The sequence below is a fragment of the Enterobacter kobei genome, from assembly GCF_001729765.1.
Taxonomy (GTDB): domain Bacteria; phylum Pseudomonadota; class Gammaproteobacteria; order Enterobacterales; family Enterobacteriaceae; genus Enterobacter; species Enterobacter kobei.
In genome coordinates, this window is the sequence record NZ_CP017181.1 from 1,249,262 (window position 1) to 1,274,729 (window position 25,468).

General features: G+C 53.3%; 27 protein-coding genes. 6 read left to right on the forward strand and 21 right to left on the reverse strand.

Annotated features, from left to right (window positions below; translation table 11 throughout):
- Positions 1–39: 39 nt before the first annotated feature.
- Complete coding sequence (gene dcuC / locus BFV64_RS05900; RefSeq protein WP_069601819.1) at positions 40–1,407, reverse strand: anaerobic C4-dicarboxylate transporter DcuC; 1,368 nt, start codon at positions 1,405–1,407, stop codon at positions 40–42.
- Positions 1,408–1,612: 205 nt separating this feature from the next.
- Between dcuC and BFV64_RS05905 the strand changes: the two genes are divergently transcribed.
- From BFV64_RS05905 to cspE, 3 genes are all read left to right on the forward strand, one after another.
- Positions 1,613–2,310, forward strand: a protein-coding gene (locus BFV64_RS05905) for an IS1 family transposase (protein WP_223216367.1) whose coding sequence is annotated in 2 segments (ribosomal slippage) — positions 1,613–1,862 and positions 1,862–2,310 — 699 coding nt in all. Because the reading frame shifts where the segments join, the coding sequence is not laid out codon by codon here.
- A gap of 306 nt (positions 2,311–2,616) precedes the next feature.
- Complete coding sequence (gene pagP, locus BFV64_RS05910; protein ID WP_014882985.1) at positions 2,617–3,192, forward strand: lipid IV(A) palmitoyltransferase PagP; 576 nt, start codon at positions 2,617–2,619, stop codon at positions 3,190–3,192.
- 190 nt (positions 3,193–3,382) lie between these two features.
- Positions 3,383–3,592, forward strand: a complete 210-nt coding sequence (gene cspE / locus BFV64_RS05915) for a transcription antiterminator/RNA stability regulator CspE (protein ID WP_002439184.1) — start codon at positions 3,383–3,385, stop codon at positions 3,590–3,592.
- Positions 3,593–3,812: 220 nt separating this feature from the next.
- On the opposite strand, the gene crcB is transcribed toward cspE, so the two are convergent.
- A complete protein-coding gene (crcB, locus tag BFV64_RS05920; protein WP_014882986.1) occupies positions 3,813–4,196 on the reverse strand; it encodes a fluoride efflux transporter CrcB in 384 nt (127 codons plus the stop codon).
- 67 nt (positions 4,197–4,263) lie between these two features.
- On the opposite strand from crcB, the gene BFV64_RS05925 reads away from it, so the two are divergent.
- Together BFV64_RS05925 and tatE are read left to right on the forward strand one after the other, a co-directional pair.
- Positions 4,264–5,052, forward strand: coding sequence for a deaminated glutathione amidase (locus tag BFV64_RS05925; RefSeq protein ID WP_059372104.1), 789 nt, complete (start codon positions 4,264–4,266; stop codon positions 5,050–5,052).
- A gap of 125 nt (positions 5,053–5,177) precedes the next feature.
- Positions 5,178–5,378 carry a twin-arginine translocase subunit TatE gene (tatE, locus tag BFV64_RS05930; protein ID WP_014882988.1) on the forward strand — a complete coding sequence of 67 codons (201 nt, stop codon included), beginning with the start codon at positions 5,178–5,180 and terminating at the stop codon, positions 5,376–5,378.
- Between the two features lie 80 nt (positions 5,379–5,458).
- On the opposite strand, the gene lipA is transcribed toward tatE, so the two are convergent.
- The 14 genes from lipA to leuS form a co-directional block, all read right to left on the reverse strand.
- On the reverse strand, positions 5,459–6,424 hold the full coding sequence (lipA, locus tag BFV64_RS05935; protein ID WP_008501032.1) for a lipoyl synthase: 966 nt from the start codon (positions 6,422–6,424) through the stop codon (positions 5,459–5,461).
- A 207-nt stretch (positions 6,425–6,631) separates the two neighbouring features.
- Complete coding sequence (locus BFV64_RS05940; protein ID WP_014882989.1) at positions 6,632–7,585, reverse strand: YbeF family transcriptional regulator; 954 nt, start codon at positions 7,583–7,585, stop codon at positions 6,632–6,634.
- Positions 7,586–7,876: 291 nt separating this feature from the next.
- Positions 7,877–8,518, reverse strand: coding sequence for a lipoyl(octanoyl) transferase LipB (gene lipB / locus BFV64_RS05945; RefSeq protein WP_014882990.1), 642 nt, complete (start codon positions 8,516–8,518; stop codon positions 7,877–7,879).
- Positions 8,519–8,613: 95 nt separating this feature from the next.
- Positions 8,614–8,877: a DUF493 family protein YbeD gene (ybeD, locus tag BFV64_RS05950; RefSeq protein ID WP_003858718.1), complete on the reverse strand. Its 264-nt coding sequence runs from the start codon at positions 8,875–8,877 to the stop codon at positions 8,614–8,616.
- A gap of 105 nt (positions 8,878–8,982) precedes the next feature.
- Complete coding sequence (gene dacA, locus BFV64_RS05955; protein WP_014882991.1) at positions 8,983–10,194, reverse strand: D-alanyl-D-alanine carboxypeptidase DacA; 1,212 nt, start codon at positions 10,192–10,194, stop codon at positions 8,983–8,985.
- A 139-nt stretch (positions 10,195–10,333) separates the two neighbouring features.
- Entirely contained in the window at positions 10,334–11,440 is a 1,107-nt protein-coding gene (rlpA, locus tag BFV64_RS05960; protein WP_045134266.1) for an endolytic peptidoglycan transglycosylase RlpA, read from the reverse strand.
- A 16-nt stretch (positions 11,441–11,456) separates the two neighbouring features.
- On the reverse strand, positions 11,457–12,569 hold the full coding sequence (gene mrdB / locus BFV64_RS05965) for a peptidoglycan glycosyltransferase MrdB (protein ID WP_014882993.1): 1,113 nt from the start codon (positions 12,567–12,569) through the stop codon (positions 11,457–11,459).
- 2 nt (positions 12,570–12,571) lie between these two features.
- Complete coding sequence (gene mrdA, locus BFV64_RS05970) at positions 12,572–14,473, reverse strand: peptidoglycan DD-transpeptidase MrdA (protein WP_014882994.1); 1,902 nt, start codon at positions 14,471–14,473, stop codon at positions 12,572–12,574.
- A 28-nt stretch (positions 14,474–14,501) separates the two neighbouring features.
- Positions 14,502–14,969, reverse strand: coding sequence for a 23S rRNA (pseudouridine(1915)-N(3))-methyltransferase RlmH (gene rlmH / locus BFV64_RS05975; RefSeq protein ID WP_003858701.1), 468 nt, complete (start codon positions 14,967–14,969; stop codon positions 14,502–14,504).
- A 3-nt stretch (positions 14,970–14,972) separates the two neighbouring features.
- Complete coding sequence (rsfS, locus tag BFV64_RS05980; RefSeq protein ID WP_003858696.1) at positions 14,973–15,290, reverse strand: ribosome silencing factor; 318 nt, start codon at positions 15,288–15,290, stop codon at positions 14,973–14,975.
- 268 nt (positions 15,291–15,558) lie between these two features.
- Entirely contained in the window at positions 15,559–16,224 is a 666-nt protein-coding gene (nadD, locus tag BFV64_RS05985) for a nicotinate-nucleotide adenylyltransferase (RefSeq protein WP_032645220.1), read from the reverse strand.
- On the reverse strand, positions 16,217–17,248 hold the full coding sequence (holA, locus tag BFV64_RS05990; RefSeq protein WP_047027573.1) for a DNA polymerase III subunit delta: 1,032 nt from the start codon (positions 17,246–17,248) through the stop codon (positions 16,217–16,219). Before holA ends, nadD begins: the two co-directional genes overlap by 8 nt.
- On the reverse strand, positions 17,248–17,817 hold the full coding sequence (gene lptE, locus BFV64_RS05995; protein ID WP_014882997.1) for an LPS assembly lipoprotein LptE: 570 nt from the start codon (positions 17,815–17,817) through the stop codon (positions 17,248–17,250). The genes holA and lptE overlap by 1 nt, the downstream gene beginning before the upstream one ends.
- A gap of 14 nt (positions 17,818–17,831) precedes the next feature.
- Positions 17,832–20,414, reverse strand: coding sequence for a leucine--tRNA ligase (gene leuS, locus BFV64_RS06000; protein ID WP_069601820.1), 2,583 nt, complete (start codon positions 20,412–20,414; stop codon positions 17,832–17,834).
- Positions 20,415–20,628: 214 nt separating this feature from the next.
- Here leuS and BFV64_RS06005 point away from each other — a divergent pair, with 214 nt between their 5' ends.
- Positions 20,629–21,111 (forward strand): zinc ribbon-containing protein, encoded by a 483-nt coding sequence (locus BFV64_RS06005; RefSeq protein WP_014882999.1) that lies wholly within the window; start codon positions 20,629–20,631, stop codon positions 21,109–21,111.
- Between the two features lie 79 nt (positions 21,112–21,190).
- Here BFV64_RS06005 and rihA read toward each other — a convergent pair whose 3' ends face one another.
- The 5 genes from rihA to BFV64_RS06030 form a co-directional block, all read right to left on the reverse strand.
- Positions 21,191–22,132 carry a pyrimidine-specific ribonucleoside hydrolase RihA gene (gene rihA, locus BFV64_RS06010; protein ID WP_045134265.1) on the reverse strand — a complete coding sequence of 314 codons (942 nt, stop codon included), beginning with the start codon at positions 22,130–22,132 and terminating at the stop codon, positions 21,191–21,193.
- Positions 22,133–22,252: 120 nt separating this feature from the next.
- The gene (locus BFV64_RS06015) at positions 22,253–22,978 is read right to left on the reverse strand and encodes an amino acid ABC transporter ATP-binding protein (RefSeq protein ID WP_014883001.1); all 726 of its coding nucleotides are present in this window, start codon (positions 22,976–22,978) and stop codon (positions 22,253–22,255) included.
- Complete coding sequence (gene gltK / locus BFV64_RS06020; protein ID WP_032637193.1) at positions 22,978–23,652, reverse strand: glutamate/aspartate ABC transporter permease GltK; 675 nt, start codon at positions 23,650–23,652, stop codon at positions 22,978–22,980. The genes BFV64_RS06015 and gltK overlap by 1 nt, the downstream gene beginning before the upstream one ends.
- The gene (gene gltJ, locus BFV64_RS06025) at positions 23,652–24,392 is read right to left on the reverse strand and encodes a glutamate/aspartate ABC transporter permease GltJ (protein WP_014883003.1); all 741 of its coding nucleotides are present in this window, start codon (positions 24,390–24,392) and stop codon (positions 23,652–23,654) included. The genes gltK and gltJ overlap by 1 nt, the downstream gene beginning before the upstream one ends.
- Before the next feature lie 155 nt (positions 24,393–24,547).
- The gene (locus tag BFV64_RS06030) at positions 24,548–25,453 is read right to left on the reverse strand and encodes an amino acid ABC transporter substrate-binding protein (RefSeq protein ID WP_014883004.1); all 906 of its coding nucleotides are present in this window, start codon (positions 25,451–25,453) and stop codon (positions 24,548–24,550) included.
- Between the last annotated feature and the right edge of the window lie 15 nt (positions 25,454–25,468).

Genomic DNA, 25,468 nt, shown 5'->3' on the forward strand with positions numbered 1-25,468 from the left:
AAGCGCCAGCAGGCGCTTTTTGGAAATCAGGAATTTTACTTAGGCAGCGCCGGGAACCAGCACTTCGGTAGCAATAATGACGATGATCAGGCCAACCAGCACCGGGACTGACGTGCGTTTGACGACCTCAAACGGAGAGATTTTTGCCATACCGGCAACCGCAACGACCACGCCTGAAACAGGAGAGATAGTGCGACCCAGGTTTGAGGCCTGAAGCATCGGAATAGACAGGTAAGCCGGGTTGATGCCAGAGGAGTGAGCCAGCTTAGGGATCATCTCAACGAAAGCGTAAAACGGCGCGTTACCAGAACCGGTGGTCATCGCCGCCAGCATGGTCAGAACGACCAGCACCAGCATCAGGATAATACTGGCTGAGCCGAACGACGTGGCGATGGAGATCAGGCTCTGGATAAAGCCAATCGTGCTCAGACCTTGGGCAAACACGCCTGCCGCAACCAACAGCATCACCACGCCCGCGAAGGCATCCGCCATTCCACGATACGCTACTTCCAGGCCGGAGAAGACTTTTTGCGTGTTGAAACCGCGCACGAATTCCAGCACGGCAGCCAGCAGCATACAGATGACCAGAATAGTAATAATGTGCAGCTGTGGACCCCATTTGCCGTCAAAAATCAGCACGCCGATAATCGGTGTGAACGGCAAAATGGCGTAGAACGCTGGAGCGGTGGTGGTGATTTCGCTGACATCCATCATCTCATGGCTGATGTTCTCTTTTTTATCGAGATAGCGCTGCCAGAAGAAATGCGCGACCCCCATTCCCACAATGGCGACAATCGAGATCGGCAGCGTGGTCTTAAAGGCGAAGTCGATCAGCGACATCTCGGCTGCTTTGGCGGCCAGCACAACGTCGCCAGAGGTTGGGGAAAGAATAATGGCGGCCGGTGATGCGCAAATGGCTGCCGCTGCACCGCGGCTGATGCCCACGTTCACCATCACCGGGAACAGCGTGGCCATTAACAGTACGCCAAGACCGGTGGCCGATGAAACGGCCAGCGACATCAGACAAGCGAGGAAATAGGCGGCAACCATTAACAGATACGGGGAGTTAATATACTGCAGGGGTTTCGAGGCAAGCTTAACCACCATGTCATTAGCGCCGATATGGGTCATGTAGGCGGCAAAACCGCACAGCATCATGATCATCATACCGAGATCGCCGCCACGGCTCATGAGCAGTATTTTAATATATTCAACAATATCCGTGGCAGTATAACCCGTGCTGGCTGCGCTGGCAGGTAATACCTGATGCCCCATTAATGCGCTGACAATCAGGAGAGTTAAGCCGCCAACAAATAAAACGCCCGTGGCTGAGTACCCTTTAATGATGTAGCGGGCTACACCGACAATGACGACGACCCCAATAAGGAGTTCCATAAACGTAAGCATGATTTCCCCTGTATCCTATGCCCTGAGGTAGAAAAAAATTAATAAAATAAGAAGGATGAAAATGTGCCGAATTAATGGCCTGTCCTTGCTGATTAAAATCAATAAATAGACGACTAAAGAACAGTATCACAGCGTTTTTGCCATGGCCCAGGTAATGGTGCCAACTTACTGATTTAGTGTACGATGGTGTTTTTGAGGTGCTCCCGTGGCTTCCATCTCCATCAGTTGTCCCTCCTGCTCAGCTACTGAAGGCGTGGTGCGTAACGGTAAAAGTACTGCCGGACATCAGCGCTATCTCTGCTCTCACTGCCGTAAAACATGGCAGCTACAGTTCACTTACACCGCCTCTCAGCCCGGTACACACCAGAAAATCATTGATATGGCCATGAATGGTGTTGGATGCCGGGCAACCGCCCGCATTATGGGCGTTGGCCTCAACACGATTTTACGTCACTTAAAAAACTCAGGCCGCAGTCGGTAACCTCGCGCATACAGCCGGGCAGTGATGTGATTGTCTGCGCTGAAATGGACGAACAGTGGGGCTACGTCGGTGCTAAATCACGTCAGCGCTGGCTGTTTTACGCGTATGACAGGATACGGAGGACGGTTGTGGCGCACGTCTTCGGTGAACGCACTCTGGCCACACTGGAGCGTCTTCTGAGCCTGCTGTCGGCCTTTGAGGTCGTGGTATGGATGACGGATGGCTGGCCGCTGTATGAATCCCGCCTGAAGGGAAAGCTGCACGTAATCAGCAAGCGTTACACTCAGCGAATTGAGCGGCATAACCTGAATCTGAGACAACATCTGGCAAGGCTGGGACGGAAGTCACTGTCGTTCTCAAAATCGGTGGAGCTGCATGACAAGGTCATCGGGCATTATCTGAACATAAAACACTATCAGTAAGTTGGAGTCATTACCCATGGCCCAGGCATTTATGTCATCAGGAAGTTGACCGCCAGAAACAGCGTAGCATGTCTCTTTAATGATAACAAAATGTTAAAATTATGTGTTTTCCGGCCTGTTAATCGGGATGGATGAAAATGTTATAGTCATACATATTGTGGGTTTATTTGGACCAGCCTGAACGCTGCCTTAAGAATATTCCCGAAAAGAGGCCTGATATTTAGGAGTAGTGCTGATGCCGTTAAGACGTGGTTCAACTATTGTGTGGTAAACTTTGCTTCGAATATTAAGAATGGTAATTGCATTGTGAGCTTACGTAATACTTTTTTCTCTCTTTTATTGTTTATTTTTGGTCAGTTAACGTTTTCATCTGTTGCACAGGCAGAAGACAACGCGACGAATAAAGGCTGGTTCTCTACTTTTACGGATAATGTTTCGCAGACCTGGTCAGCACCTGAACATTATGATCTCTATGTACCGGCAATAACGTGGCATGCGCGCTTTGCTTATGACAAAGAGAAAACAGATAAATACAACGAGCGCCCGTGGGGGGCTGGTTTTGGTCAGTCGCGCTGGGATGAGAAAGGAAACTGGCACGGCATCTATCTGATGGCCTTTAAAGACTCGTTTAATAAATGGGAACCGATTGGGGGTTACGGCTGGGAGAAAACGTGGCGCCCGCTGGCGGACGAGAATTTCCACGTCGGGTTAGGCTATACCGCAGGGGTGACGGCGCGTGATAACTGGAACTACATTCCGATCCCCGTGCTGCTGCCTTTGGCCTCGATTGGCTATGGCCCGGCAACGTTCCAGATGACCTACATCCCCGGGACGTACAACAACGGTAACGTTTACTTCGCCTGGATGCGTTTTCAGTTTTGACTGAAAAAAGGTTACCAGCTGGTGAAAAAACGCGCAGGCATTGATTCCTAAGCGATAAAAATCTGCCAGTGAAAATTAACGCGACTTTAGTCACTTTTTGTCAAAGATCCGCTGGACAAAAGGTCCCACAATTGTTGTACTGGTAACCGACACAGCATTTGTGTCGTTTTTTAATGTAAAGGTAATTTTGATGTCTAAGATTAAAGGTAACGTTAAGTGGTTTAATGAGTCCAAAGGATTCGGTTTCATTACTCCTGAAGATGGCAGCAAAGATGTGTTCGTACACTTCTCTGCAATCCAGTCTAATGGTTTCAAAACTCTGGCTGAAGGTCAGCGCGTAGAGTTCGAAATCACTAACGGTGCCAAAGGCCCTTCTGCTGCTAACGTAATCGCTCTGTAATTCAGACGCGTCAGCAAGAATTTCAAAACCCGCTCATTGAGCGGGTTTTTTTCGTTATGAATCAGCCAAGCAGGTACATTTTCAGGAAGCTGGCAACGATCAGTACGCTCAACAACACCATTCCTGCGCTCATCAGATTCTGTTTCATTCTGTCACCCTCGTTCAGTATGGCCTCCAGAGTGACAGAGAAAAATTAAGCCAACATTAACGCCCCCGACGGTTAATGCGTGCTTACTGAGGAAAATAGCCAAAATGCGATCCCCGTCATCGCGAAGGATCCAAGCATGTTGATCGCGATATTCACCAGCGCCCAGCCGATACGGCCTTCCTGAAAGAGAAAAACCGTTTCCGCAGAAAAGGTTGAGAAAGTCGTTAAACCGCCACAGAACCCGGTGGTAATCAGGACCTTCCACATGGGATCGATGTGCGTCATCCGGTTAAACCAGGCCAGCCCCATACCAATGATAAAAGCACCAATCAGGTTGGCAGCCAGTGTCCCCATGGGAATCGCTTGGTGCAGGGGGTTAAACCGCATACTCAGGAACCATCTCGCAACGCTCCCTGTGCCTCCACCAATAAAAACAGCCAAAAGGAGTTGTAACACGCTAAATACCTGCTATTTGATGTGTAAGAGTAGCGAGTTTAACGCTGTTTATGATGAGGGGACAAATATGTATGTGGCGGTAGGGCAGTTTGCAGTCACGCCTGACTGGCAGGTTAATGCACTACAATGCGTGAACCTGATGACACAGGCCCGGCAGAAGGGCGCGTCGCTGTTGGTTCTCCCGGAAGCGCTGCTGGCAAGGGATGATAATGACCCGGATCTGTCCGTGAAGTCCGCGCAGCCGCTTGATGGCGACTTTTTACAGCCGTTGCTCACCGAGAGCGTGGGTAACGCGATGACGACCATCTTAACAGTGCACGTTCCTTCAGCGCCGGGGCGCGCCGTAAATACGCTGGTGGCTATCCGTGATGGCGTGATTATCGCGCGCTATGCCAAGCTTCATCTTTATGATGCGTTCAGCATTCAGGAGTCACGGCGTGTTGACCCTGGAGACCGCGTTGCGCCGTTAATTGATATTGACGGGTTTAAGGTTGGGTTAATGACCTGCTACGACCTCCGTTTTCCTGAGCTGGCATTGCATCTGGCCCTGCAAGGGGCAGACGTACTGGTGTTGCCTGCTGCATGGGTTAAGGGACCGCTGAAAGAGCAGCATTGGGCAACGCTGCTTGCGGCGCGCGCGCTGGACACGACCTGCTATGTCGTTGCTTCCGGGGAGTGTGGCAATAAAAATATCGGGCAGAGCAGGGTGGTTGATCCACTGGGAGCCACGGTTGCCGCAGCAGCGGAAGCGCCGGTGCTGCTGATGACGGAGATATTTTTAGAAAGAATTGCGCTTGCGCGTCAGCAATTACCTGTTCTTCGTAACCGACGCTTTGCGCCACCGCAATTAATGTGATGTTTTTTTCAACAATGCTTGATTCACCTTGTTACAGATTGCTATTGTGTGCACGCGCCAAATGACCGTTAATACAGTCAGGTTTTGGCGCTGAATGCAGCCTGTTTTATGTAAAGAAGGTATCTATGGGTGAGATTAGTATTACCAAACTGCTGGTGGTTGCCGCACTGGTCGTCCTGCTGTTTGGTACCAAGAAGTTACGCACGCTGGGTGGTGACCTGGGGGCTGCCATCAAAGGCTTTAAGAAAGCGATGAACGACGATGATGCCGCCGCGAAGAAAAGCGCTGAGGACATCCCGGCAGAGAAGCTTTCTCACAAAGAGTAATAGCAATGCCTGAGGGCTTGCGAAAAAAACCGGCTCATCAGGCCGGTTTTTTTGCATTACTGTAAATGGATATTACAGCACTATTTGACTTCTTCGCCTTTTGCCTGCATATCAGCATGGTAAGAAGAGCGAACAAACGGACCGCATGCTGCGTGGGTAAAGCCCATCGCCAGCGCTTCGGCTTTCATCTCATCAAACTCATCCGGGCTAACGTAGCGCTGTACCGGCAGATGGTGACGGCTTGGCTGCAGATACTGGCCCAGCGTCAGCATGGTCACACCGTGGCGGCGCAGATCGCGCATCACTTCGATGATTTCGTCATTAGTTTCACCCAGACCGACCATCAGACCTGACTTGGTAGGGATATGCGGATGGGCTTCTTTAAAGCGCTCCAGCAGCTTCAGAGACCAGTTGTAATCCGCACCCGGTCGTACCTGACGATAAAGACGCGGCACGTTCTCCAGGTTGTGGTTAAACACATCTGGCGGCGTCGCGGTCAGGATGTCCAGCGCACGGTCCATACGGCCGCGGAAGTCAGGAACCAGCGTCTCGATTTTAATGTTCGGGCTTTTCTCGCGAATAGCAGTAATGCAGTCAGCGAAGTGCTGAGCTCCACCATCGCGCAGATCGTCACGGTCAACGGATGTGATGACCACATAACGCAGCGCCATGTCAGCGATGGTTTGCGCCAGTTTTTGCGGCTCGTTAGCATCGGGCGCGACCGGGCGGCCATGAGCAACGTCACAGAATGGGCAGCGGCGGGTACAGATGGCACCCAGAATCATAAACGTCGCGGTGCCGTGATTGAAACATTCAGCAAGGTTAGGGCAAGACGCTTCTTCACAGACGGAGTGAAGGCCATTCTTGCGCATCGCCGCTTTGATCCCCTGGATACGCGAAGAGTCAGCCGGAAGTTTGATTTTCATCCATTCCGGTTTTCTTAACAGCGCCTCGCGCTCGGTAGCCACGTTTTTAACCGGGATAAGGGCCATTTTATCGGCATCGCGGTATTTAACACCGCGTTCCATCACAATGGGTTTACTCATAGCGTGCGTGTTCCAGTTGCGAATATCGAAGGAAAGCGTTTCAATTCAAGGGAATGTTGTATTTATCAACTATTTTTGAACGAACGACAGGCAGTATATCATTGAAACGGCCATGAAAGCAGCCTGCCACGTCGCCAATTTGTAAAATAGTTGTTGTTTTGTGCCTTTCGCCCTGCTTGTGGCAGGGGCTTGTGCTGACACTCGCTGTCAGAAGGCCTGACGGATAATGCGGATGACGTTTTCCAGTACCGGATCGCGCAAACTGAGTTTGTTGTAATGCAGTGAAATCTCGATAGATTCCGCATTGAGCTGGCTGAGCGGAATACTCTCCAGCGACCAGCATTTCCGCAGCAGGTGATACAGGCGTGAAGGCATGATGCACAGCATATCGCTGCTGCCAATCAGGGAGGCGGTGGTAAACATATTGTAACTGCTGAAACTGATCTGACGTTCCGGGAAAATTTCATCAATGCGCTGGCGCAGACCATGGTTGGACTGCCCTTCGGTCATGAAAGACGAGTGGTCGTAATTGCGCAGGTTCTCAATGGTTAACGGCTCGCTGAGCGCGGGATGCTGCTGGCGGCAAACCAAAACCAGATTATCGGCATAAAGCACGTTTTGCCCCAGCGCTCTGGCGCTGAAGCTGCCGCTCTCAATAACCAGATCCGTCTGGAACTGGGCAAGCTGAACGTCAGGTTCGTTGAGTGGCACATTGCGCAGCAGAAGCTGGGGAGCATGCTCTTTCACGGCCTGGTAGATGGCGGGCATGACCAGCACGCCCACTGAAGGAGAGCAGCCGATGGTGATCGTTCTTTGTTTGTCATAGCTCCCGGTTAAATCCAGCGCACCCAGAATCGACTCCAGCCCCTGGCTGATGTATTCGTGGAGGTGGGTCGCATAGGCCGTCGGCGTGACGCCCTGGCCTTTACGGATAAATAACGGGTCAGGAAATATAGCGCGTAGCTTTTGAATCGACTGACTTATTGCCGATGGCGTGAGATTAAGAATTTTCGCAGCGTTAACGATACCCTTATGGACATATACTGCCTCAAAAATAGTCAGTAAATTGAGATCAATATTACGTAAAGTCCGAAAAATTTGTGGCTTGTCTTCGCCACCGGGTTCATTCAGTCGTTTGGCTGGTAAATTAGTAGACTCCACGCTTTCACTCCGTATACATTCACAACATGAATGATAGTTGAATTTATTTATTATGCTTGTAGAGATTCGTAAAGTGTTGGTTTTGTTTCACTTGTTTATCAAAAACAAACAGTTGTGTGATTATCACTCACGTTACTTAGCCTGTGTATGCCGTGCTGTCCGGAGGCTAAATAATATGTAACGGCAATATTCGGGCGCTTCGAAAATATAGAATCTGCGGATTATTGTAAAGCGTAAAAGCGGTAAATAAATAGTTGCCCGTCAAATTAACGGGCTCCCCTGTATGATATATTAAGCAGGGATATATTCATGCGGGGGATTGTTAAGTAGCGCTAACACATTCTTCAGAAGAACAGGGCGTATATTATCTGGCGTGGCGGTATCTACCCACTGGCGCATCTGCGTCATTTCCATACCGGCGTAGCCGCAGGGATTTATGCGCTGGAAAGGCGTCAGATCCATATTAATATTCAACGCCAGACCATGGAAGGAACAGCCTTTACGAATACGTAGCCCCAGCGAGCAGATCTTCATTTCGCCAACATAGACGCCTGGTGCATCAGCCCGCGGATGCGCGTCAATACCATATTCCGCCAGCGTGTTGACGACGGTTTGTTCCAGCAACGTCACCAGCTCACGCACGCCAAGCTTTCTGCGCTTCAGATTAAGCAGGACGTACATCACCTGCTGGCCCGGGCCGTGATAAGTCACTTGTCCACCCCGATCGCTCTGGATCACCGGGATATCGCCCGTCATTAATAAATGTTCCGCTTTACCGGCCTGACCCTGGGTAAATACCGGCAGGTGCTCAACCAGCCAAATTTCATCAGGGGTCGTGTCATCGCGTGAATCGGTGAAGTCATGCATAGCCTGGGAGACAGGCTCATAAGGTTGCAGCCCGAGATGACGGACCAGAATTTTATCCTGATACAAAACAGCGTCTCCGAAGACGAGGAACCAATGATGAGGGGGAGTATATCACAGCGGGGGAGAGGGGTTACCCGGTAAGCCGGGTAACCGCAAAGGGACTACAGCACCATACGCACAATTTCGATATTGCCGAGTTCTTCGTAGAGCGTCTCAACCTGTTCGATATGGGTCGCGGTGATAGTAATAGAAACCGAGTGGTAGTTGCCCTTGCTGCTTGGTTTTACTGACGGAGAGTAATCACCGGGCGCATGGCGCTGTACCACTTCAACCACCTGATCAACCAGCTCAGGTTTCGCCAGACCCATTACTTTGTAGGTAAATGGGGTAGGGAATTCAAGCAGTTCGTTAAGTTTGGTTTTCATGTCAGCTCCGGCGTAACGTCAAAAAGAATAACTCCCACGTCAGGTGGGAGTTATCAGGATACTTAGTATATGGGGATCAAAATCACACTTTCAAGTGTTCGATTTTTAGCCAAACCAGTGATGGAACATCAATTTAATGTAATCAATGATTTTGCCGAAGAAATTGCCTTCAGGAATTTCCTGCAGAACAACCAGCGGACGCTGATCGATAGTCTTGCCATCCAGCTGGAAGTTGATGGTACCCACGACCTGATTTTTCTGCAGCGGGGCATGCAGTTCGGTGCTGTTCAGGACGTAGCTGGCTTTCAGATCCTTCATACGACCGCGTGGAATGGTCAGGTACAGATCTTTATCCACGCCGAGGGAAGCACGGTCGTTGTCGCCGAACCACACTGGCTCAGACGCAAACTCTTTGCCTGCTTTCAGCGGATTCACGGTTTCGAAGAAACGGAAGCCCCAGGTCAGCAGTTTCTTGCTTTCGGTTTCACGACCTTTAAAGGTACGACCGCCCATCACGGCAGAGATCAGACGCATCTGGCCTTCAGTGGCAGAGGCCACCAGGTTGTAACCGGCTTTATCGGTATGACCTGTTTTGATACCGTCAACGTTCAGGCTGTTATCCCACAGCAGGCCGTTACGGTTGGTCTGACGAATACCGTTGAAGGTAAACTCTTTCTCTTTATAGATGGAGTATTCGTTCGGTACGTCGCGGATCAGGGCTTGACCAATCAGTGCCATATCACGTGCGGAGCTGTACTGACCGTCTGCATCCAGGCCGTGTACGGTCTGGAAATGGCTGTTTTTCAGACCCAGCGCGGTGACGTAGCTGTTCATCAGACCGACGAAGGCATCCTGGCTACCGGCGGCGAAATCAGCCATTGCTACGCAGGCATCGTTACCTGACTGCAGGTTAATACCCCGGATTAACTGGGAAACTGGAACCTGCATACCGGGCTTCAGGAACATCAGAGAAGAACCTTTGAACACAGGGTTCCCGGTTGCCCACGCATCGTTACCAATGGTGACCAGATCCGTTTCTTTGAATTTACCGGCTTTCATGGCCTGGCCGATAACATAGCTGGTCATCATTTTGGTCAGGCTGGCCGGGTCACGGCGGGCATCGGCGTTCTGTTCTGCCAGAACTTTGCCAGAGTTGTAATCGATCAGGATGTAGGATTCCGCGTCGATTTGCGGAACGCCAGGGATCATGGTCTTGATATTCAGGTCATCGGCATGAGCAGCAGAGAGTGCTGCTGCGCAAAGGGCCGTGGTCAGCGCCATGCGCTGCACAAAACGAGCAGAAAAAGTGGTCTTCATGGTCAGAACTACGACATCCGTGATGGAATTAAAAAAAGTGCCTTACTATAGCAAATGCTATTCAGGCAGGCATCCGACTTTAAGCATGAGTTTGTGAATGCGTTTTACACAAACTGACATTTCGGATACCGCCGATTAATTATTTTGCAACAGTGACGAAGGACTGCAGTTGTGCTTCGCTCTGCAAACGCTGTTGCAGAGACGCTGCCTGCGATTTACTGGCAAAAGGCCCCATCTGAATACGCCAGACCGCGCCGTTCTGCTCAACGCGTCCAGGTACGCCAAACTGCTGGCTTAGACGCTGTTGATACTGCTGGGCTCGGGCCTGATCGCTCACTGCCCCCACCTGAACGACAAAGCCGCCGCTGGCTGCTGCTGGCGCAGCGGCTGCCGCGCTTTGCGTGGTCGCTGGCGCTGTTACCGGCGCTGGCTGCGTCACCGGAGCCGCAACCGGGGCTGGCGTCGGCTCACTGCCTTCCAGCACGCCCGTCGCTAAGGTCGTCGGTGCGCCTAAAAAGCCGCTACTTTTTACCGGTGCGCCAGTGGAATCATCGCTTTGCAGCGTATCATTGCTGATTGGACGTATTTCTCCCGCCGGCTGAGAAGGCTCTGCCGGAGAAGAGACGCTGCCCATTCCGCCGTCAAGATTTGGGCGGTCTGGCAGAGCATAGGTCTGCTTCGCCACCGTCGTACAGGCGGTACCCGGCCCGGACAGCGAGCCATCCTGCGCCACGATAATCGGGTCAATGCGAACTTTGGTGTTGTTCGACGTGTTCAGGCGATCGGCAGACGCGCGGGACAGAGAAATCACCCGGTCATTACCATATGGACCACGGTCATTAATACGCACGACGATCATGCGACCATTAGCCAGGTTGGTGATACGCGCGTAGCTTGGAATCGGCAGCGTTGGGTGCGCGGCAGTGAGCTGCATGGGGTCAAATGTTTCACCGGATGCCGTGAGGTTACTGCCCGGTTCTGCATCATAAATGGCAGCAAAGCCCGCCTGGCTGAAGCGGGAAGGGTCCTGCACGATTTTGTAGCTTTTGCCGTCGCGCTCGTAATCCTGATTCGCGCTGGCATTCAGCGGTTCATAAACGGGATCGGCCCCACTGATTTCAACGATCGGACCATTACACACCGCAGGCTGCGGCGGCGCGACGGTTGCCTGTTGCTGACCATCATCACTTGTGCAGGCCGCAAGTAAACTTGCCGCGATGCAGATCCCCAGCCACTGCTTACGCATTCCGATCCCCTTATTTTTAAACGCTTTTTGACAACATTTTTCTGTGGGTATGGATCGACATCACGATCCCAAACCCGGCCATCAACACGATCAGTGCCGAGCCTCCGTAACTGACCAGCGGCAGCGGTACGCCTACTACCGGCAGAATACCACTCACCATACCAATATTTACGAAGACATAAACGAATAAAATCAGCATCAATCCGCCTGCCATGACGCGGCCGAAGGTGGTTTGCGCCCGGGCGGCAATCCACAATCCTCGCATGATCAGCAGCACGTAGAGCGCGAGCAAAATCAGGATACCAACCAGCCCCAGCTCTTCAGCCAGTACCGCAAAGATAAAGTCGGTGTGACGTTCCGGTAAAAATTCCAGCTGCGACTGGGTACCGTGCAGCCAGCCTTTACCGCGCAGGCCGCCGGAGCCAATCGCAATCTTGGACTGAATAATATGATAGCCCGCACCGAGCGGGTCAGTTTCCGGGTCGAGAAGCATCATAACGCGCTGGCGCTGGTAATCATGCATCAGGAAGAACCAGAGGATAGGGATAAACGCCGCAATCAGCACCACAGCGATACCAATCAGACGCCAGCTTAAGCCCGACAGGAAAAGGACAAACAGACCGGAGAGCGCGATAAGGATCGAGGTGCCGAGATCAGGCTGCGCAGCAACCAGCAGCGTCGGCAGGAAGATCAGCACCAGCGCGATCGCGGTGTTTTTCAGCGACGGCGGACAGACATCACGGTTGATAAAGCGCGCCACCATCAGGGGGACGGCAATTTTGGCAATCTCCGAGGGCTGGAAACGAACAACGCCCAGATCCAGCCAGCGCTGAGCCCCTTTTGAGATGGCGCCGAACGCGTCTACTGCCACCAGCAAAATAATACAGAAGATATAGAGATAGGGCGCCCAGCCTTCATAGACGCGCGGTGGGATCTGCGCCATCACCACCATGATGACCAGACCCATCGCGATCTGGCCGATTTTGCGTTCCATCATACCGATGTCCTGACCACTGGCGCTCCAGATAACCAGGGCGCTGTAAACCAGCAGAGCCAGCAGGATCAGCAGCATGGCTGGGTCGATGTGGATTTTATCCCACAACGATTTTTTGTTTGGATTATCCGTCATGATTATTGGTCCTCCGCCGCAGCGGCGGCCGGGTTTTCAGCCGGCAGTTCGGTGTTGTTATCACCCAGCATAATGTGGTCGAGGATTTGGCGCATGATGGTCCCTACCGCCGGGCCAGCGCCGCCGTTTTCCAGAATCATCGCCACCGCCACCTGCGGGTTATCGTAAGGGGCAAATGCTGTCATGAGCTTATGGTCACGCAGACGTTCAGCAATGCGGTGTGCGTTGTAGGTTTCGTTGGCTTTCAGGCCAAAGACCTGCGCTGTACCGGATTTTGCAGCCACTTTATACGGCGTTCCGGCGAAATATTTGTGCGCGGTACCGTTCGGACGGTTTGCTACGCCGTACATACCGTCTTTCGCGATTTCCCAGAAGCCGGAATGAATGTCACCCACGGGCGCTTCATGGGGCTGTACCCACGGCACCTTTTTGCCGTCTTCAACGGTGCTTTGCAGCAGATGCGGGACTTTGACCACGCCATCGTTAATGAGGATCATCATCGCTTTGTTCATCTGAATCGGCGTTGCGGTCCAGTAGCCCTGGCCGATACCCACCGGAATGGTATCACCCTGATACCACGGCTTCTTAAAGCGCTTCAGCTTCCACTCGCGCGTCGGCATGTTGCCGGATCGCTCCTCTGAAAGGTCGACGCCGGTGTAGTGCCCGTAGCCGAACTTGCTCATCCACTCTGACAGGCGGTCAATCCCCATGTCATAGGCGACCTGATAGAAGAAGGTATCCGCTGACTCTTCCAGAGATTTGGTCACGTTCAGATGGCCGTGGCCCCATTTTTTCCAGTCGCGATAGCGTTTTTCAGACCCGGGTAGCTGCCACCAGCCCGGGTCAAACAGGCTGGTATTACGGTTGATGACACCCGCACTCAGCGCCGAGACCGCCACATACGGTTTCACCGTAGATGCCGGCGGGTAAACGCCTTGCGTGGCGCGGTTTACCAGCGGCGTATTGGGATCATTCAGCAGGCCGGAATAGTCTTTACTGGAGATGCCGTCAACAAAGAGATTCGGGTCATAGCTAGGCATGGACACCATAGCCAGAATTCCCCCGGTACGCGGATCGGTGACCACGACGGCGGCGCGACTGCCCGCCAGCAGGGTTTCAATATACTGCTGCAGTTTGAGGTCGAGCGTCAGATAGACGTCATGCCCCGCCTGAGGCGGAACTTCTTTCAGCTGTCGAATGACGCGGCCACGGTTGTTAACCTCAACCTCTTCATAGCCGGTCTGTCCATGCAGGACATCTTCGTAGTAGCGTTCGATCCCGAGCTTGCCGATATCGTGCGTCGCGGCATAGTTCGCCAGCTTGCCGTCTTTATCAAGGCGGTCAACGTCTTTGTCGTTAATCTTGGAAACGTAGCCAATGACGTGCGTCAGCGCGGAGCCGTAAGGATAGTAGCGACGTTTGTAACCCTTCACTTCCACGCCGGGGAAGCGGTACTGGTTCACCGCAAAACGGGCCACCTGAACTTCCGTCAGATTGGTTTTCACCGGAATGGAGGTAAAGCGGTGGGAACGGGCGCGCTCTTTTTTGAAGGCTGCGATATCGTCATCGTTGAGATCGACAACGCTTCTTAGCGCCTCCAGCGTGTCCTGAACATTATCGACCTTTTCCGGCATCATCTCGATTTGATAGATGGTGCGGTTTAGCGCCAGAGGGGTGCCGTTACGGTCGTAGATAATGCCGCGGCTGGGCGCGATAGGCACCAGCTTGATGCGGTTTTCGTTTGAACGTGTCTGGTAATCGGTAAAGCGGACGATTTGCAGATTATAAAGGTTGGCGATCAGCACGCCGGTAAGCAGCAAAATCCCCGTAAAGGCGACCAGTGCCCTGCGCACAAACAGCGCGGACTCAGCCGTATAGTCGCGAAAAGAATTCTGTAGTTTCATCCGCTGCTTAATCTACCCTGGTCAGTCATTACTCGCGGTGATAGGGGTGGTTGGTAGTAATGCTCCACGCGCGATACAGACTTTCTGCCACCAGGACCCGAACGAGCGGGTGGGGCAGCGTCAGCGCGGAGAGAGACCAACTTTGTTCTGCTGCCGCTTTGCAGGCAGGGGACAACCCTTCAGGTCCGCCAATCAGCAGACTAACGTCACGGCCATCCTGCTTCCAGCGCTCCAGTTCGTGCGCCAGCTGCGGCGTATCCCAGGGTTTACCCGGGATATCGAGGGTGACGATGCGGTTCTTGCCAGCGGCAGCCAGCATCAGTTCGCCCTCTTTATCGAGAATACGTTTAATATCCGCGTTCTTACCGCGCTTCCCGGCAGGGATCTCCACCAGTTCGAACGGCATGTCTTTTGGAAAACGACGCAGATATTCAGTAAAACCGGTTTGTACCCAGTCCGGCATTTTGGTGCCGACGGCGACCAGCTGCAACTTCACGCATTAACCCCAGAGTTTTTCCAGCTCATACAGGCGACGGCTCTCTTCCTGCATGACATGGACAATCACATCGCCGAGGTCAACCACCACCCAGTCAGCGGTCGCTTCACCTTCAACGCCAAGCGGTAACAGTCCTGCTGCACGCGATTCCTGAACCACATGGTCGGCAATCGAAACAACATGACGCGTAGACGTCCCGGTGCAGATAATCATGCAGTCGGTGATACTGGATTTACCCTTAACGTCGATAGCGATGATGTCCTGACCTTTCAGGTCATCAATTTTGTCGATAACAAAATCCTGGAGTGCTTTACCCTGCAAGTTTTCCCCCTGGGTGAATAAGATGGTGCAACTATGAATTTGTAGCCAGACAGTATACCTGAACTGGCGCCCTTGTCGGGACAAATGTCACCGGCCGGGATTTTGAAGGCGGGTATCATCCCACCCTCTGCCAGAGATTGCATCGCCATTTTTGTAAAACAATTTCTGTAAAGCAATGACTGGCGGGAAAGTCTGGCAGCGGAGGATAACAGTATGGCTTAACCTGTCAAGGCAGGAGAATCAATAAGCCGCTTTTTATGACGCCTGACTAAACATCTGCGCTTTTCTGATACAACCCGTGCGTATGAATATACGCCAGCACCGGGGCAGGCAGCAGATCGTCACACGTTAAACCGTGTTGTAAACGCTCACGAATAAGGGTGGCGGAGATATCGAACCACGGGGTTTCCGCCAGATAAATCTTCCCGGCGGGCTGGTTGTGAAGATCCTCTACGTTATCGGTAAGATGGTCTTCAAGCCACTGCTGATACTGCTCTTCACGCATGGTCAGCGGATAGCCTGGGCGGCGGCAAACGAGCAGGTGGCTGTTCTCCAGAATGGTTTCATACTTGTGCCACCCAGGAAAGTTGAGCAGAGAATCCTGACCAATGATAAACGCCAGCGGCTGGTCAGGCCCTTGCTCGGCTCGCCACTCCTGCAGCGTTTGCGACGTCCACGAGGGGGTGTCGCGACGCAATTCCCGTTCATCAAGCCTGAAAAGCGGTTTATCCGCAATGGCAAGCGTTAGCATCTCTTTTCGCTGTTCGCTGGTTGCCTCAGGCTGAGGGCGGTGCGGCGGAACGTTATTGGGCATAATGGTGACGCGCTGCAGGCCGATCAAATTCGCCAGAATTTCCACCGGCTTAAGATGCCCGTAGTGTACCGGGTCAAAGGTGCCGCCATACAGGGCCTGTAAAGAGTGCATACTATCCATCAATAAATACGTCAGCCAGCGCCTTGTGGCAGAGCAGCAGGGAAAGGCTTTCCAGCTCCGCCCAGACCGACTGGCCGTAATCTTGTTTTAAGGTGAGCTCAGCGCGCATCAGAAGCTGCACAGCCTGACGAAGCTGTTCATGGCTCAGGCGGTTGATGGCCTCGGTGGTCATTGCGCGGCGATTTTGCCATACCCGGTGTTTATCAAACAGCGCGCGCAGCGGCGTATGGGCAGACTGTCGCTTGAGCGTAATCAGCAGCAACAGTTCACGCTGCAGCGTACGCAGCAGAATAACGGGCTCGCTGCCTTCCAGGCGCAGCTGCTGAAGGATATGCAGGGCGCGTTTACTTTTCGCGGCCAGCAATGCATCCACCCAGTGGAACGGCGTGAAGTGCGCGGCGTCATTAACGGCCTGCTCGACGCGGGGGAGTGTAAGTTTGCCATCCGGCCAGAGCAGGGAGAGTCTGTCCAGCGCCTGTGCCAGCGCCAGGAGGTTACCCTCATAGCAGTAGCAGAGCAGTTGATTTGCCGCATCATCCAGCTGAAGATTGTTCTGCTTTGCTCTTGCGGCCACCCATTTTGGCAGATGCGCCTGCTCAGGTGTCTGACAGGTAACCAGCACCGAGTGGGTCGCCAGTTGAGTGAACCACGCGGCATTTTCCTGCGCTTTGGTGAGCTTATTGCCGCGGACAATTAACAGCAGATCGCTGTGTAGCAGGCTAACCAGAGTGGCAAGCTGCTCATTGATGGCCGCGTTAGGGCCGTTTTCCGGCAGCAGGATCTGAATTGTCTGACGCGACGCGAAAAGGCTCATCGCCTGACAGAGTGAGAAGAGGGCGTCCCAGTCGGTATTGTTATCCACCTGGACGGTATGGTGTTCATCAAAGCCCTGAGCACCTGCAGTATGTCGCACGGCATCCAGGCTTTCCTGCAGCAGTAAGGGATCGTTTCCAAGCAGCAGATACGCCGCGCGCAGCCCTTCATTGAGCTGCGCGCGGAGTTGTTCAGGATACAGCCTGATCATCAGTTACCCATAGAGGTAGAAACCGGGGGCGTACTGGCATCCGGTTTTTCAATAATGTCAGAGCCTTCTTTTGTCGACGCGGCAATACCTGGCAGTTTACGGATCAGCTGTTCCGCTGCCTTGTCGTACATTTCGTTGATGATAATCTGCTGTTCGGCATCTTTCGCCAGCGCCGTTTGCGGGTTATCAAAGAACGAACGGTACACTTTTGTGCTGATCGGATAGATGTCTTTACCCGGGATCAGCACGGCTGCGTTAACAGTCATTACCATCTGATACTCTGCGGTACGGCCATCCTGGAAGATAGACGCTGTATCTTTGCTCAGGGTCGTCCCCAGAACGCGGAGAGACGGTACATCCTGGCGCAGCGTGTCTTTCTCAATGAGTTCGACACCGTTCAGGCGCAGCTGGTTACGAACTGCCCGGCTGAATGGGCCATTCGGATCTGATGAGTCGAAAATCATCGTTTTCATCTCAGCAGGCACTGCCGTGGTATTGCGCAGGTGCCAGCCACAGCCAGCGGTGACAAGCACCGCCAGTGATAAGAGTATTGTTGCCAGTTGTCGCACGTTTCCTCCCGCGCTTAGCCAACGACCAGATTGAGCAGTTTACCGGGTACGTAGATCACTTTACGTACGGTAATGCCCTCAAGATATTTCGCGACCAGAGGTTCCTGGCCTGCACGCTCGCGAACCTGTTCTTCGGTTGCGTCGACCGCCACGGTAATTTTACCGCGCACTTTGCCGTTGACCTGGACTACCACCAGCGTGGTGTTTTCCACCATTGCTGCTTCGTCCGCAACCGGCCACGGCGCGTTGTCGATATCGCCTTCGCCTTTCAGTTCCTGCCACAGAGTAAAGCTGACGTGTGGCGTGAACGGGTTCAGCATGCGAACGACGGCCAGCAGCGCTTCACGCATTAAGGCACGATCCTGCTCGCCATCCTGCGGGGCTTTCGCCAGCTTGTTCATCAGTTCCATAATAGCCGCAATTGCGGTATTGAAGGTCTGACGACGACCAATATCATCGGTGACTTTTGCAATTGTTTTATGAACATCACGACGCAGCGCCTGCTGATCTTCCGTCAGGGCAGCAGCGTTCAGCGCCGGAGCATCACCCTGTGCGGTATGTTCGTAAACCAGTTTCCAGACGCGTTTCAGGAAGCGGTTCGCGCCTTCAACACCGGATTCCTGCCACTCCAGCGTCATGTCAGCCGGAGAGGCAAACATCATGAACAGACGCACGGTATCTGCACCGTAACGCTCAACCATCACCTGCGGGTCGATACCGTTGTTTTTCGACTTGGACATCTTGCTCATGCCGGTATAAACCAGCTCATGACCTTCAGCGTCTGTCGCCTTCACGATACGGCCTTTCTCGTCGCGCTCTACGATCGCTTCCACCGGAGACACCCAGTTACGCTCGCCGTTCGCGCCAACGTAGTAGAAGGCATCAGCCAGCACCATGCCCTGACACAGCAGCTGTTTGGCTGGTTCGTCAGAATTCACCATGCCAGCATCGCGCATCAGCTTATGGAAGAAGCGGAAGTAGAGCAGGTGCATGATGGCGTGTTCGATGCCACCGATGTAGATGTCTACCGGCAGCCAGTAGTTGGCCGCGTCAGAATCCAGCATGCCTTCCTGATACTGAGGACAGGTGTAGCGTGCGTAATACCAGGAAGACTCCATAAAGGTGTCAAAGGTGTCGGTTTCACGCAGCGCAGGCTGGCCGTTAACGGTGGTTTTCGCCCACTCAGGATCGGCTTTGATCGGGCTGGTGATGCCGTCCATGACCACATCTTCCGGCAGGATCACCGGCAGTTGATCTTCTGGCGTCGGCATCACGGTGCCGTCTTCAAGGGTCACCATTGGAATTGGCGCGCCCCAGTAACGCTGACGGGAAACGCCCCAGTCGCGCAGACGGAAGTTGACTTTACGCTCACCTACGCCCAGCGAGGCCAGCTTGTCAGCGATGGCATTGAAGCCCTCTTCGAAGCTCAGTCCGCTAAATTCGCCGGAGTTGAACAGGGTGCCTTTTTCGGTCAATGCCTGCTCAGACAGGTCGGGTTCAGAACCGTCTGCGGCCAGGATCACCGGCTTAATGGTCAGGCCATATTTGGTGGCAAACTCGTAGTCGCGCTGATCGTGTCCCGGAACGGCCATCACCGCACCGGTGCCGTATTCCATCAGCACAAAGTTCGCCGCCCAGACAGGAATAGCTTCACCCGTCAGCGGGTGAATCGCTTTAAAGCCGGTATCAACGCCTTTTTTCTCCATCGTCGCCATGTCGGCTTCAGCCACTTTGGTGTTGCGGCATTCGTCGATGAAAGTTGCCAGTTCCGGATTGTTCTCTGCCGCTTTCTGCGCCAGCGGGTGACCTGCGGCCACGGCCAGATAGGTCGCCCCCATAAAGGTGTCCGGACGGGTAGTGTAGACGGTCAGCGTTTGGTCGTAGTTCTCAACGTTGAAGGTAATTTCCACACCTTCAGAACGGCCGATCCAGTTGCGCTGCATGGTCTTAACGGTGTCAGGCCAGTGATCCAGTTTATCCAGATCGTTCAGCAGTTCGTCAGCGTAAGCGGTGATTTTGATAAACCACTGCGGGATCTCTTTACGCTCAACTTTGGTGTCACAGCGCCAGCAGCAGCCGTCGATAACCTGCTCGTTCGCCAGAACGGTCTGGTCATTTGGGCACCAGTTAACCGCAGACGTCTTCTTGTACACCAGGCCTTTTTTGTACAGCTCAGTGAAGAATTTCTGCTCCCAGCGGTAATATTCCGGGGTGCAGGTCGCCAGCTCGCGGCTCCAGTCATAGCCGAAGCCCAGCATTTTGAGCTGGTTTTTCATGTACGCGATGTTGTCGTACGTCCATGGTGCCGGTGCCGTATTGTTTTTTACTGCTGCACCTTCTGCCGGCAGGCCGAACGCATCCCAGCCGATAGGCTGCAGCACGTTTTTGCCCAGCATACGCTGGTAACGGGCGATCACATCACCAATGGTGTAGTTACGCACGTGGCCCATGTGTAGTCGACCAGAAGGATAGGGAAGCATCGACAGGCAGTAATACTTCTCTTTGCTCTCGTCTTCGGTTACTTCAAAGGTGCGCTTCTCGTCCCAGTGTTGCTGGACTTTTGATTCTATCTCTTCCGGGCGGTATTGCTCTTGCATGGCAGCCAGTGGTCCTGTTTTTAATACAGCTACAAATGTAGCCAATGGATGTGGTAATTCAGATCCGCATAGCATAGCCCAAACGTCCGCGTCAAAACAGCCTTTCGCACAAAAGCACTTTGCAGGAATTTACCGGGTCTGTGCTTCACCTGACAAAGCGGCGGTGAAATAAGGTCTATTATTAGAGTTAGTTACTTACCCGGGAGGCAAAATGATGAACAAGGTTGCTCAATTTTACCGCGAGCTGGTGGCGACACTGACGGAGCGGCTGCGTAACGGCGAGCGTGATATTGATGCGCTGGTCGAACAGGCGCGTGCCCGCGTGACGCAAACGGGTGAGTTAACGCGAACCGAAGTGGAAGAGGTGACGCGTGCGGTACGTCGTGACCTGGAAGAGTTTGCGCGCAGCTATCAGGAGAGCCAGGAAGAGGTCTCGGACAGCGTGTTTATGCGGGTGATCAAAGAGAGCCTGTGGCAGGAGCTGGCGGATATCACCGATAAAACGCAGCTTGAGTGGCGCGAGGTGTTTCAGGATTTGAACCATCACGGTGTGTACCACAGCGGCGAAGTGGTAGGGTTGGGAAATCTGGTGTGTGAGAAATGTCATCACCACATCGCGGTGTATACGCCGGAGGTGCTGCCCTTGTGCCCGAAATGCGGTCACGACCAGTTCCAGCGCCGGCCGTTTGAGCCCTAGGTAAAAGCAAAACGGCAACCCTGTTGCCGTTTTTAGTGTTTGCTCCCTCTCCCCGTGGGAGAGGGTTGGGGTGAGGGCATCAGGCCGCACTATAGTAAGCCAGTCTCTCCGCCAGCAAATCTACAAACGCTTCCCGGTCGATATTCACCATCACCGCAGTATTCGGCTCGTTCCCCGTCAGCGAGTAGTAATCCACCACCGTCATTCCCTGGGTATATTTCCCCTGCGTTTCCACACCAACCCAGCGGTCAACCGTGGTAAACATCTCAGGTTTCAACAGCCAGGCAATCGTGCACGGGTCATGCAGCGGTGCGCCATGGAAGCCCCATTTCTCGGCTTTGTGGTACACCATAAAGAAGTCGAGCAGTTCTGCCACAGTCGTTGCCACCGGATTACCCACAGAGCGGAAGCGTTCAATATCGTCTGCCATAATTTGGGCCCGATGCGTCACATCCAGCCCCGCCATCACAATCGGCAGACCGGACTGGAAAACGATCTCTGCGGCTTCAGGGTCAACATAGATATTGAACTCCGCGGCTGGCGTCCAGTTTCCGAGCCCCATTGCGCCGCCCATGATGACGATCCGGGCGATTTTACCGTGCAGTTCTGGATGGCTGTTAAGCAGCAATGCCACGTTCGTCTGCGGACCTGTAGCCACCAGCGTCACGGGCTCTGCACTTTCGCGCAGCACCTTCGCCATCAACTCAACGGCGGTGCAGCCTTGTGGCGCGAAGCCCGGTTCCGGCAGTTCAGGGCCGTCCAGTCCACTTTCGCCATGAACGTTATCCGCAATGATCAGCTCGCGCATCAGCGGTTTCACGGCCCCGCCAGCGACAGGAATATCGGTGCGTTTGAGCAGGGTCAGCATGCGCAGCACGTTGCGCAAGGTTTTATCCGGCGTCTGATTTCCGGCGGATGAGGTAACCGCTTTTACGACCAGTTCAGGGGAGGCAAGAGCGAGGACGAGAGCAATGGCGTCATCATGACCCGGATCGCAATCGAGAATAATAGGCTGTGCCATAGCGTTTTCCATACGTAGCGTTATTTTGTGACAAGGTTAACGCTGCAATGTGACGCCGACGAGAACAAGAGCGCGAAAGCGTGAGGCAGTGCGCAATCCGCAGATTGCGCACTGAGAAGATTAATGCAGGATTTTGGCGAGGAAATCTTTCGCACGTTCGGATTTCGGGTTCGCGAAGAACTCTTCTTTCGGCGAGTCTTCCACGATCTTCCCTTCGTCCATAAAGATGACGCGGTTGGCCACTTTACGGGCGAAGCCCATTTCGTGCGTCACCACCATCATGGTCATCCCTTCGTGCGCCAGCTCGACCATAACGTCGAGCACTTCGTTAATCATCTCTGGATCGAGTGCCGATGTTGGCTCATCAAACAGCATTGCCACCGGATCCATACACAGCGCGCGGGCGATCGCGACACGCTGCTGCTGACCACCCGAAAGCTGCGCCGGGAACTTATCGGCATGTGCAGAAAGCCCAACGCGCTCCAGAAGCTTAAGGCCTTTCTCACGCGATGCTTTTTTATCGCGCTTAAGCACTTTCACCTGCGCCAGCGTCAGGTTCTCGATGATGGAGAGGTGAGGGAACAGCTCAAAGTGCTGGAACACCATACCAACGTGAGAGCGAAGCTGGGCAAGGTTGGTTTTTTTGTCGTTCACTTTGGTGCCGTTAACAACAATTTCGCCCTGCTGCACAGGTTCCAGACCATTAACGGTTTTGATCAGCGTGGACTTACCGGAACCGGACGGGCCGCACACTACCACCACGTCGCCTTTTTTCACTTCCGTGGAGCAGTCGGTCAGCACCTGAAAGTGCCCATACCATTTAGAAACATTTTTCAGGGAAATCATTATACCGTCCTTTTCTTCAGCCAGCTGACCAACAGCGACGCGCTTAAACTAATCACAAAATAGACCGCGCCCGCGAAGAGCACCATCTCGACCTGCGTACCATCACGTTCACCGATGGTTGACGCGGTACGGAAGAAGTCTGCCAGACTCAGGACATACACCAGCGAGGTATCCTGGAACAGCACAATGCCCTGGGTCAGCAGGAGCGGAACCATGGCGCGAAACGCCTGCGGCAGAATAATCAGCTGCATGGACTGCCAGTGCGTCATCCCCAGCGCCAGCGCGGCGCTGGATTGCCCGCGGGAGATGCTCTGAATGCCCGCGCGGATAATCTCTGAGTAGTAAGCGGCCTCAAACATCGAGAACGCCACCATCGCCGAGATCAGGCGGATATCGGTTTTTGGTGACAGCCCCAGGACGTTTTGCAGAAAGCCGGGAACAATCAGGTAAAACCACAGCAGCACCATCACCAGCGGGATGGAGCGGAAAACGTTAACGTAGGCGGTCGCAAACCAGGCGAGCGGCTTAAAGCTCGACAGGCGCATCACCGCCAGCAGGGTGCCCCAGACGATACCAATGATGATGGCAATAACGGTGATTTTTAAGGTAATCACCAGGCCATCCAGCAGGTAAGGTAAGGAAGGAACGATAGAACTCCAGTCAAATTCGTACATTATTTGCCCCCCAGATTGCCCGGCAGGCGTACTTTGCGTTCAACCAGGTTCATCACCAGCATGATGAAAGCGTTAATCAGAACATACGCGAGCGTGATCGCGGTGAAGGATTCCCACGCGTGAGCGGAGTAATCCAGCAGCTTGCCCGCCTGGGCCGCCATATCGACCAGGCCGATAGTGGAGGCGATGGCCGAGTTTTTCACCAGGTTCATCATCTCCGAGGTCATCGGTGGCACGATAACGCGGTAGGCATTAGGCAGCAGCACGTAGCGGTAGGTTTGCGGCAGGGTCAGACCCATCGCCAGACCCGCATTTTTTTGTCCGCGGGGTAATGACTGAATGGCGGCACGCACCTGCTCACAAACGCGCGCAGCGGTAAACAGCCCCAGACACATCATGGAGGAGACAAAGAACTGCACATTTGGATCCAGCTCCGACTTGAACCACATGCCAATATTTTCCGGCAGCAGTTCCGGGATAACCAGATACCAGGTAAAGAATTGCACGATGAGCGGAACGTTACGGAACAGTTCCACATAGAGAGTGCCCAGTGTTGAAAGAAAACGGTTAGGGACGGTGCGCAGAATACCGAACAGCGAACCGACAAGAAACGCGATAATCCACGCTGTTATCGATAGTGCCACGGTGACCTGGAAGCCGCTCCACAGCCAGCCAAGATAGGTGGTGTTGCCGAACGGGGCTTGTTGCAGGAATATGCCCCAGTTCCAGTCTATTGACATAATAAACTCCAGAAAAAAAAGGGTAACAGCGCTACCCTCGAAGATTGGTGAGAAGCTCATTTTTCGCGCTGAGTGGGGAACGACCACTCAACGTATAGTCTGTCCATGCTTCCCGACAATCGAGAGGGCAGGAGATCCCGCCCCTGTTGTTCTAATTAGTTAAGAGCCTTGTCATTTGGAGATTTGAACAGCGCTTTCATGTCATCAGACAGTTCAAAGTTCATGTTGAGATTTTTTGGTGGAATCGGGTTCTTGAACCATTTGTCGAACCATTTTTCCGCTTCGCCGGAAGTCTGTACCTGGGCGATAGTGTCATCGATCAGCTTCTTGAACTGCGGATCGTCTTTACGCAGCATGCAGCCGTAAGCTTCTTTTGACTGCGCGGTGCCGACGATGTCCCAGTTGTCTGGTTTCTTCGCTTTCGCACGCTCACCCGCCAGCAGGGCGTCATCCATCATAAACGCGACGGCACGGCCACTTTCCAGGGTACGGAAGGAGTCGCCATGGTCTTTCGCGCTGATGATGCGCATATCCATTTTCTTCTCGTCGTTCAGCTTGTGCAGCAGCACTTCTGAGGTGGTACCGGACGTTACGACGACCGCTTTGCCTTTCAGGTCAGCAAAATCTTTGATATCACCGCCTTTCTTCGTCAGCAGACGGGTGCCCACGACGAAGATGGTGTCAGAGAAAGCGGCCTGTTTCTGGCGCTCGAGGTTGTTGGTGGTAGAGCCACACTCAAAATCAAAGGTGCCGTTTTGCAGCAGTGGAATACGGTTCTGTGAAGTGATTGGGATCAGCTTCACCTGCAGGTCAGGTTTGTTCAGCTTTTTCTTCACAGCTTCAACGATGGCGTTGGAGTAATCCTGTGAATAGCCCACGACTTTTTGCGTGTTGTCGTAGTAAGAGAACGGGACGGAAGATTCACGGTGGCCGACCACGATGACGCCGTTTTTGGCAATCTTGTCGAGAGTACTGCCTGCTGCCGGAGCATCTTCAGCGTGAACCACGCCGGCAGACATTCCCATAACCAGCATTGCTGTGGCCAGTTTACGTAATTGCATACCCAACTCCTTTCT

What these genes read in the sequence shown, in the direction of transcription:
- dcuC (WP_069601819.1), bottom strand. Translation starts at nt 1,407, where the DNA reads ATGCTTACGTTTATGGAACTCCTTATTGGGGTCGTCGTCATTGTCGGT.
- cspE (WP_002439184.1), top strand. Translation starts at nt 3,383, where the DNA reads ATGTCTAAGATTAAAGGTAACGTTAAGTGGTTTAATGAGTCCAAAGGA.
- BFV64_RS05925 (WP_059372104.1), top strand. Translation starts at nt 4,264, where the DNA reads ATGTATGTGGCGGTAGGGCAGTTTGCAGTCACGCCTGACTGGCAGGTT.
- tatE (WP_014882988.1), top strand. Translation starts at nt 5,178, where the DNA reads ATGGGTGAGATTAGTATTACCAAACTGCTGGTGGTTGCCGCACTGGTC.
- lipA (WP_008501032.1), bottom strand. Translation starts at nt 6,424, where the DNA reads ATGAGTAAACCCATTGTGATGGAACGCGGTGTTAAATACCGCGATGCC.
- ybeD (WP_003858718.1), bottom strand. Translation starts at nt 8,877, where the DNA reads ATGAAAACCAAACTTAACGAACTGCTTGAATTCCCTACCCCATTTACC.
- dacA (WP_014882991.1), bottom strand. Translation starts at nt 10,194, where the DNA reads ATGAAGACCACTTTTTCTGCTCGTTTTGTGCAGCGCATGGCGCTGACC.
- rlpA (WP_045134266.1), bottom strand. Translation starts at nt 11,440, where the DNA reads ATGCGTAAGCAGTGGCTGGGGATCTGCATCGCGGCAAGTTTACTTGCG.
- mrdB (WP_014882993.1), bottom strand. Translation starts at nt 12,569, where the DNA reads ATGACGGATAATCCAAACAAAAAATCGTTGTGGGATAAAATCCACATC.
- mrdA (WP_014882994.1), bottom strand. Translation starts at nt 14,473, where the DNA reads ATGAAACTACAGAATTCTTTTCGCGACTATACGGCTGAGTCCGCGCTG.
- nadD (WP_032645220.1), bottom strand. Translation starts at nt 16,224, where the DNA reads ATGGATAGTATGCACTCTTTACAGGCCCTGTATGGCGGCACCTTTGAC.
- holA (WP_047027573.1), bottom strand. Translation starts at nt 17,248, where the DNA reads ATGATCAGGCTGTATCCTGAACAACTCCGCGCGCAGCTCAATGAAGGG.
- leuS (WP_069601820.1), bottom strand. Translation starts at nt 20,414, where the DNA reads ATGCAAGAGCAATACCGCCCGGAAGAGATAGAATCAAAAGTCCAGCAA.
- BFV64_RS06005 (WP_014882999.1), top strand. Translation starts at nt 20,629, where the DNA reads ATGAACAAGGTTGCTCAATTTTACCGCGAGCTGGTGGCGACACTGACG.
- rihA (WP_045134265.1), bottom strand. Translation starts at nt 22,132, where the DNA reads ATGGCACAGCCTATTATTCTCGATTGCGATCCGGGTCATGATGACGCC.
- BFV64_RS06015 (WP_014883001.1), bottom strand. Translation starts at nt 22,978, where the DNA reads ATGATTTCCCTGAAAAATGTTTCTAAATGGTATGGGCACTTTCAGGTG.
- gltK (WP_032637193.1), bottom strand. Translation starts at nt 23,652, where the DNA reads ATGTACGAATTTGACTGGAGTTCTATCGTTCCTTCCTTACCTTACCTG.
- gltJ (WP_014883003.1), bottom strand. Translation starts at nt 24,392, where the DNA reads ATGTCAATAGACTGGAACTGGGGCATATTCCTGCAACAAGCCCCGTTC.
- BFV64_RS06030 (WP_014883004.1), bottom strand. Translation starts at nt 25,453, where the DNA reads ATGCAATTACGTAAACTGGCCACAGCAATGCTGGTTATGGGAATGTCT.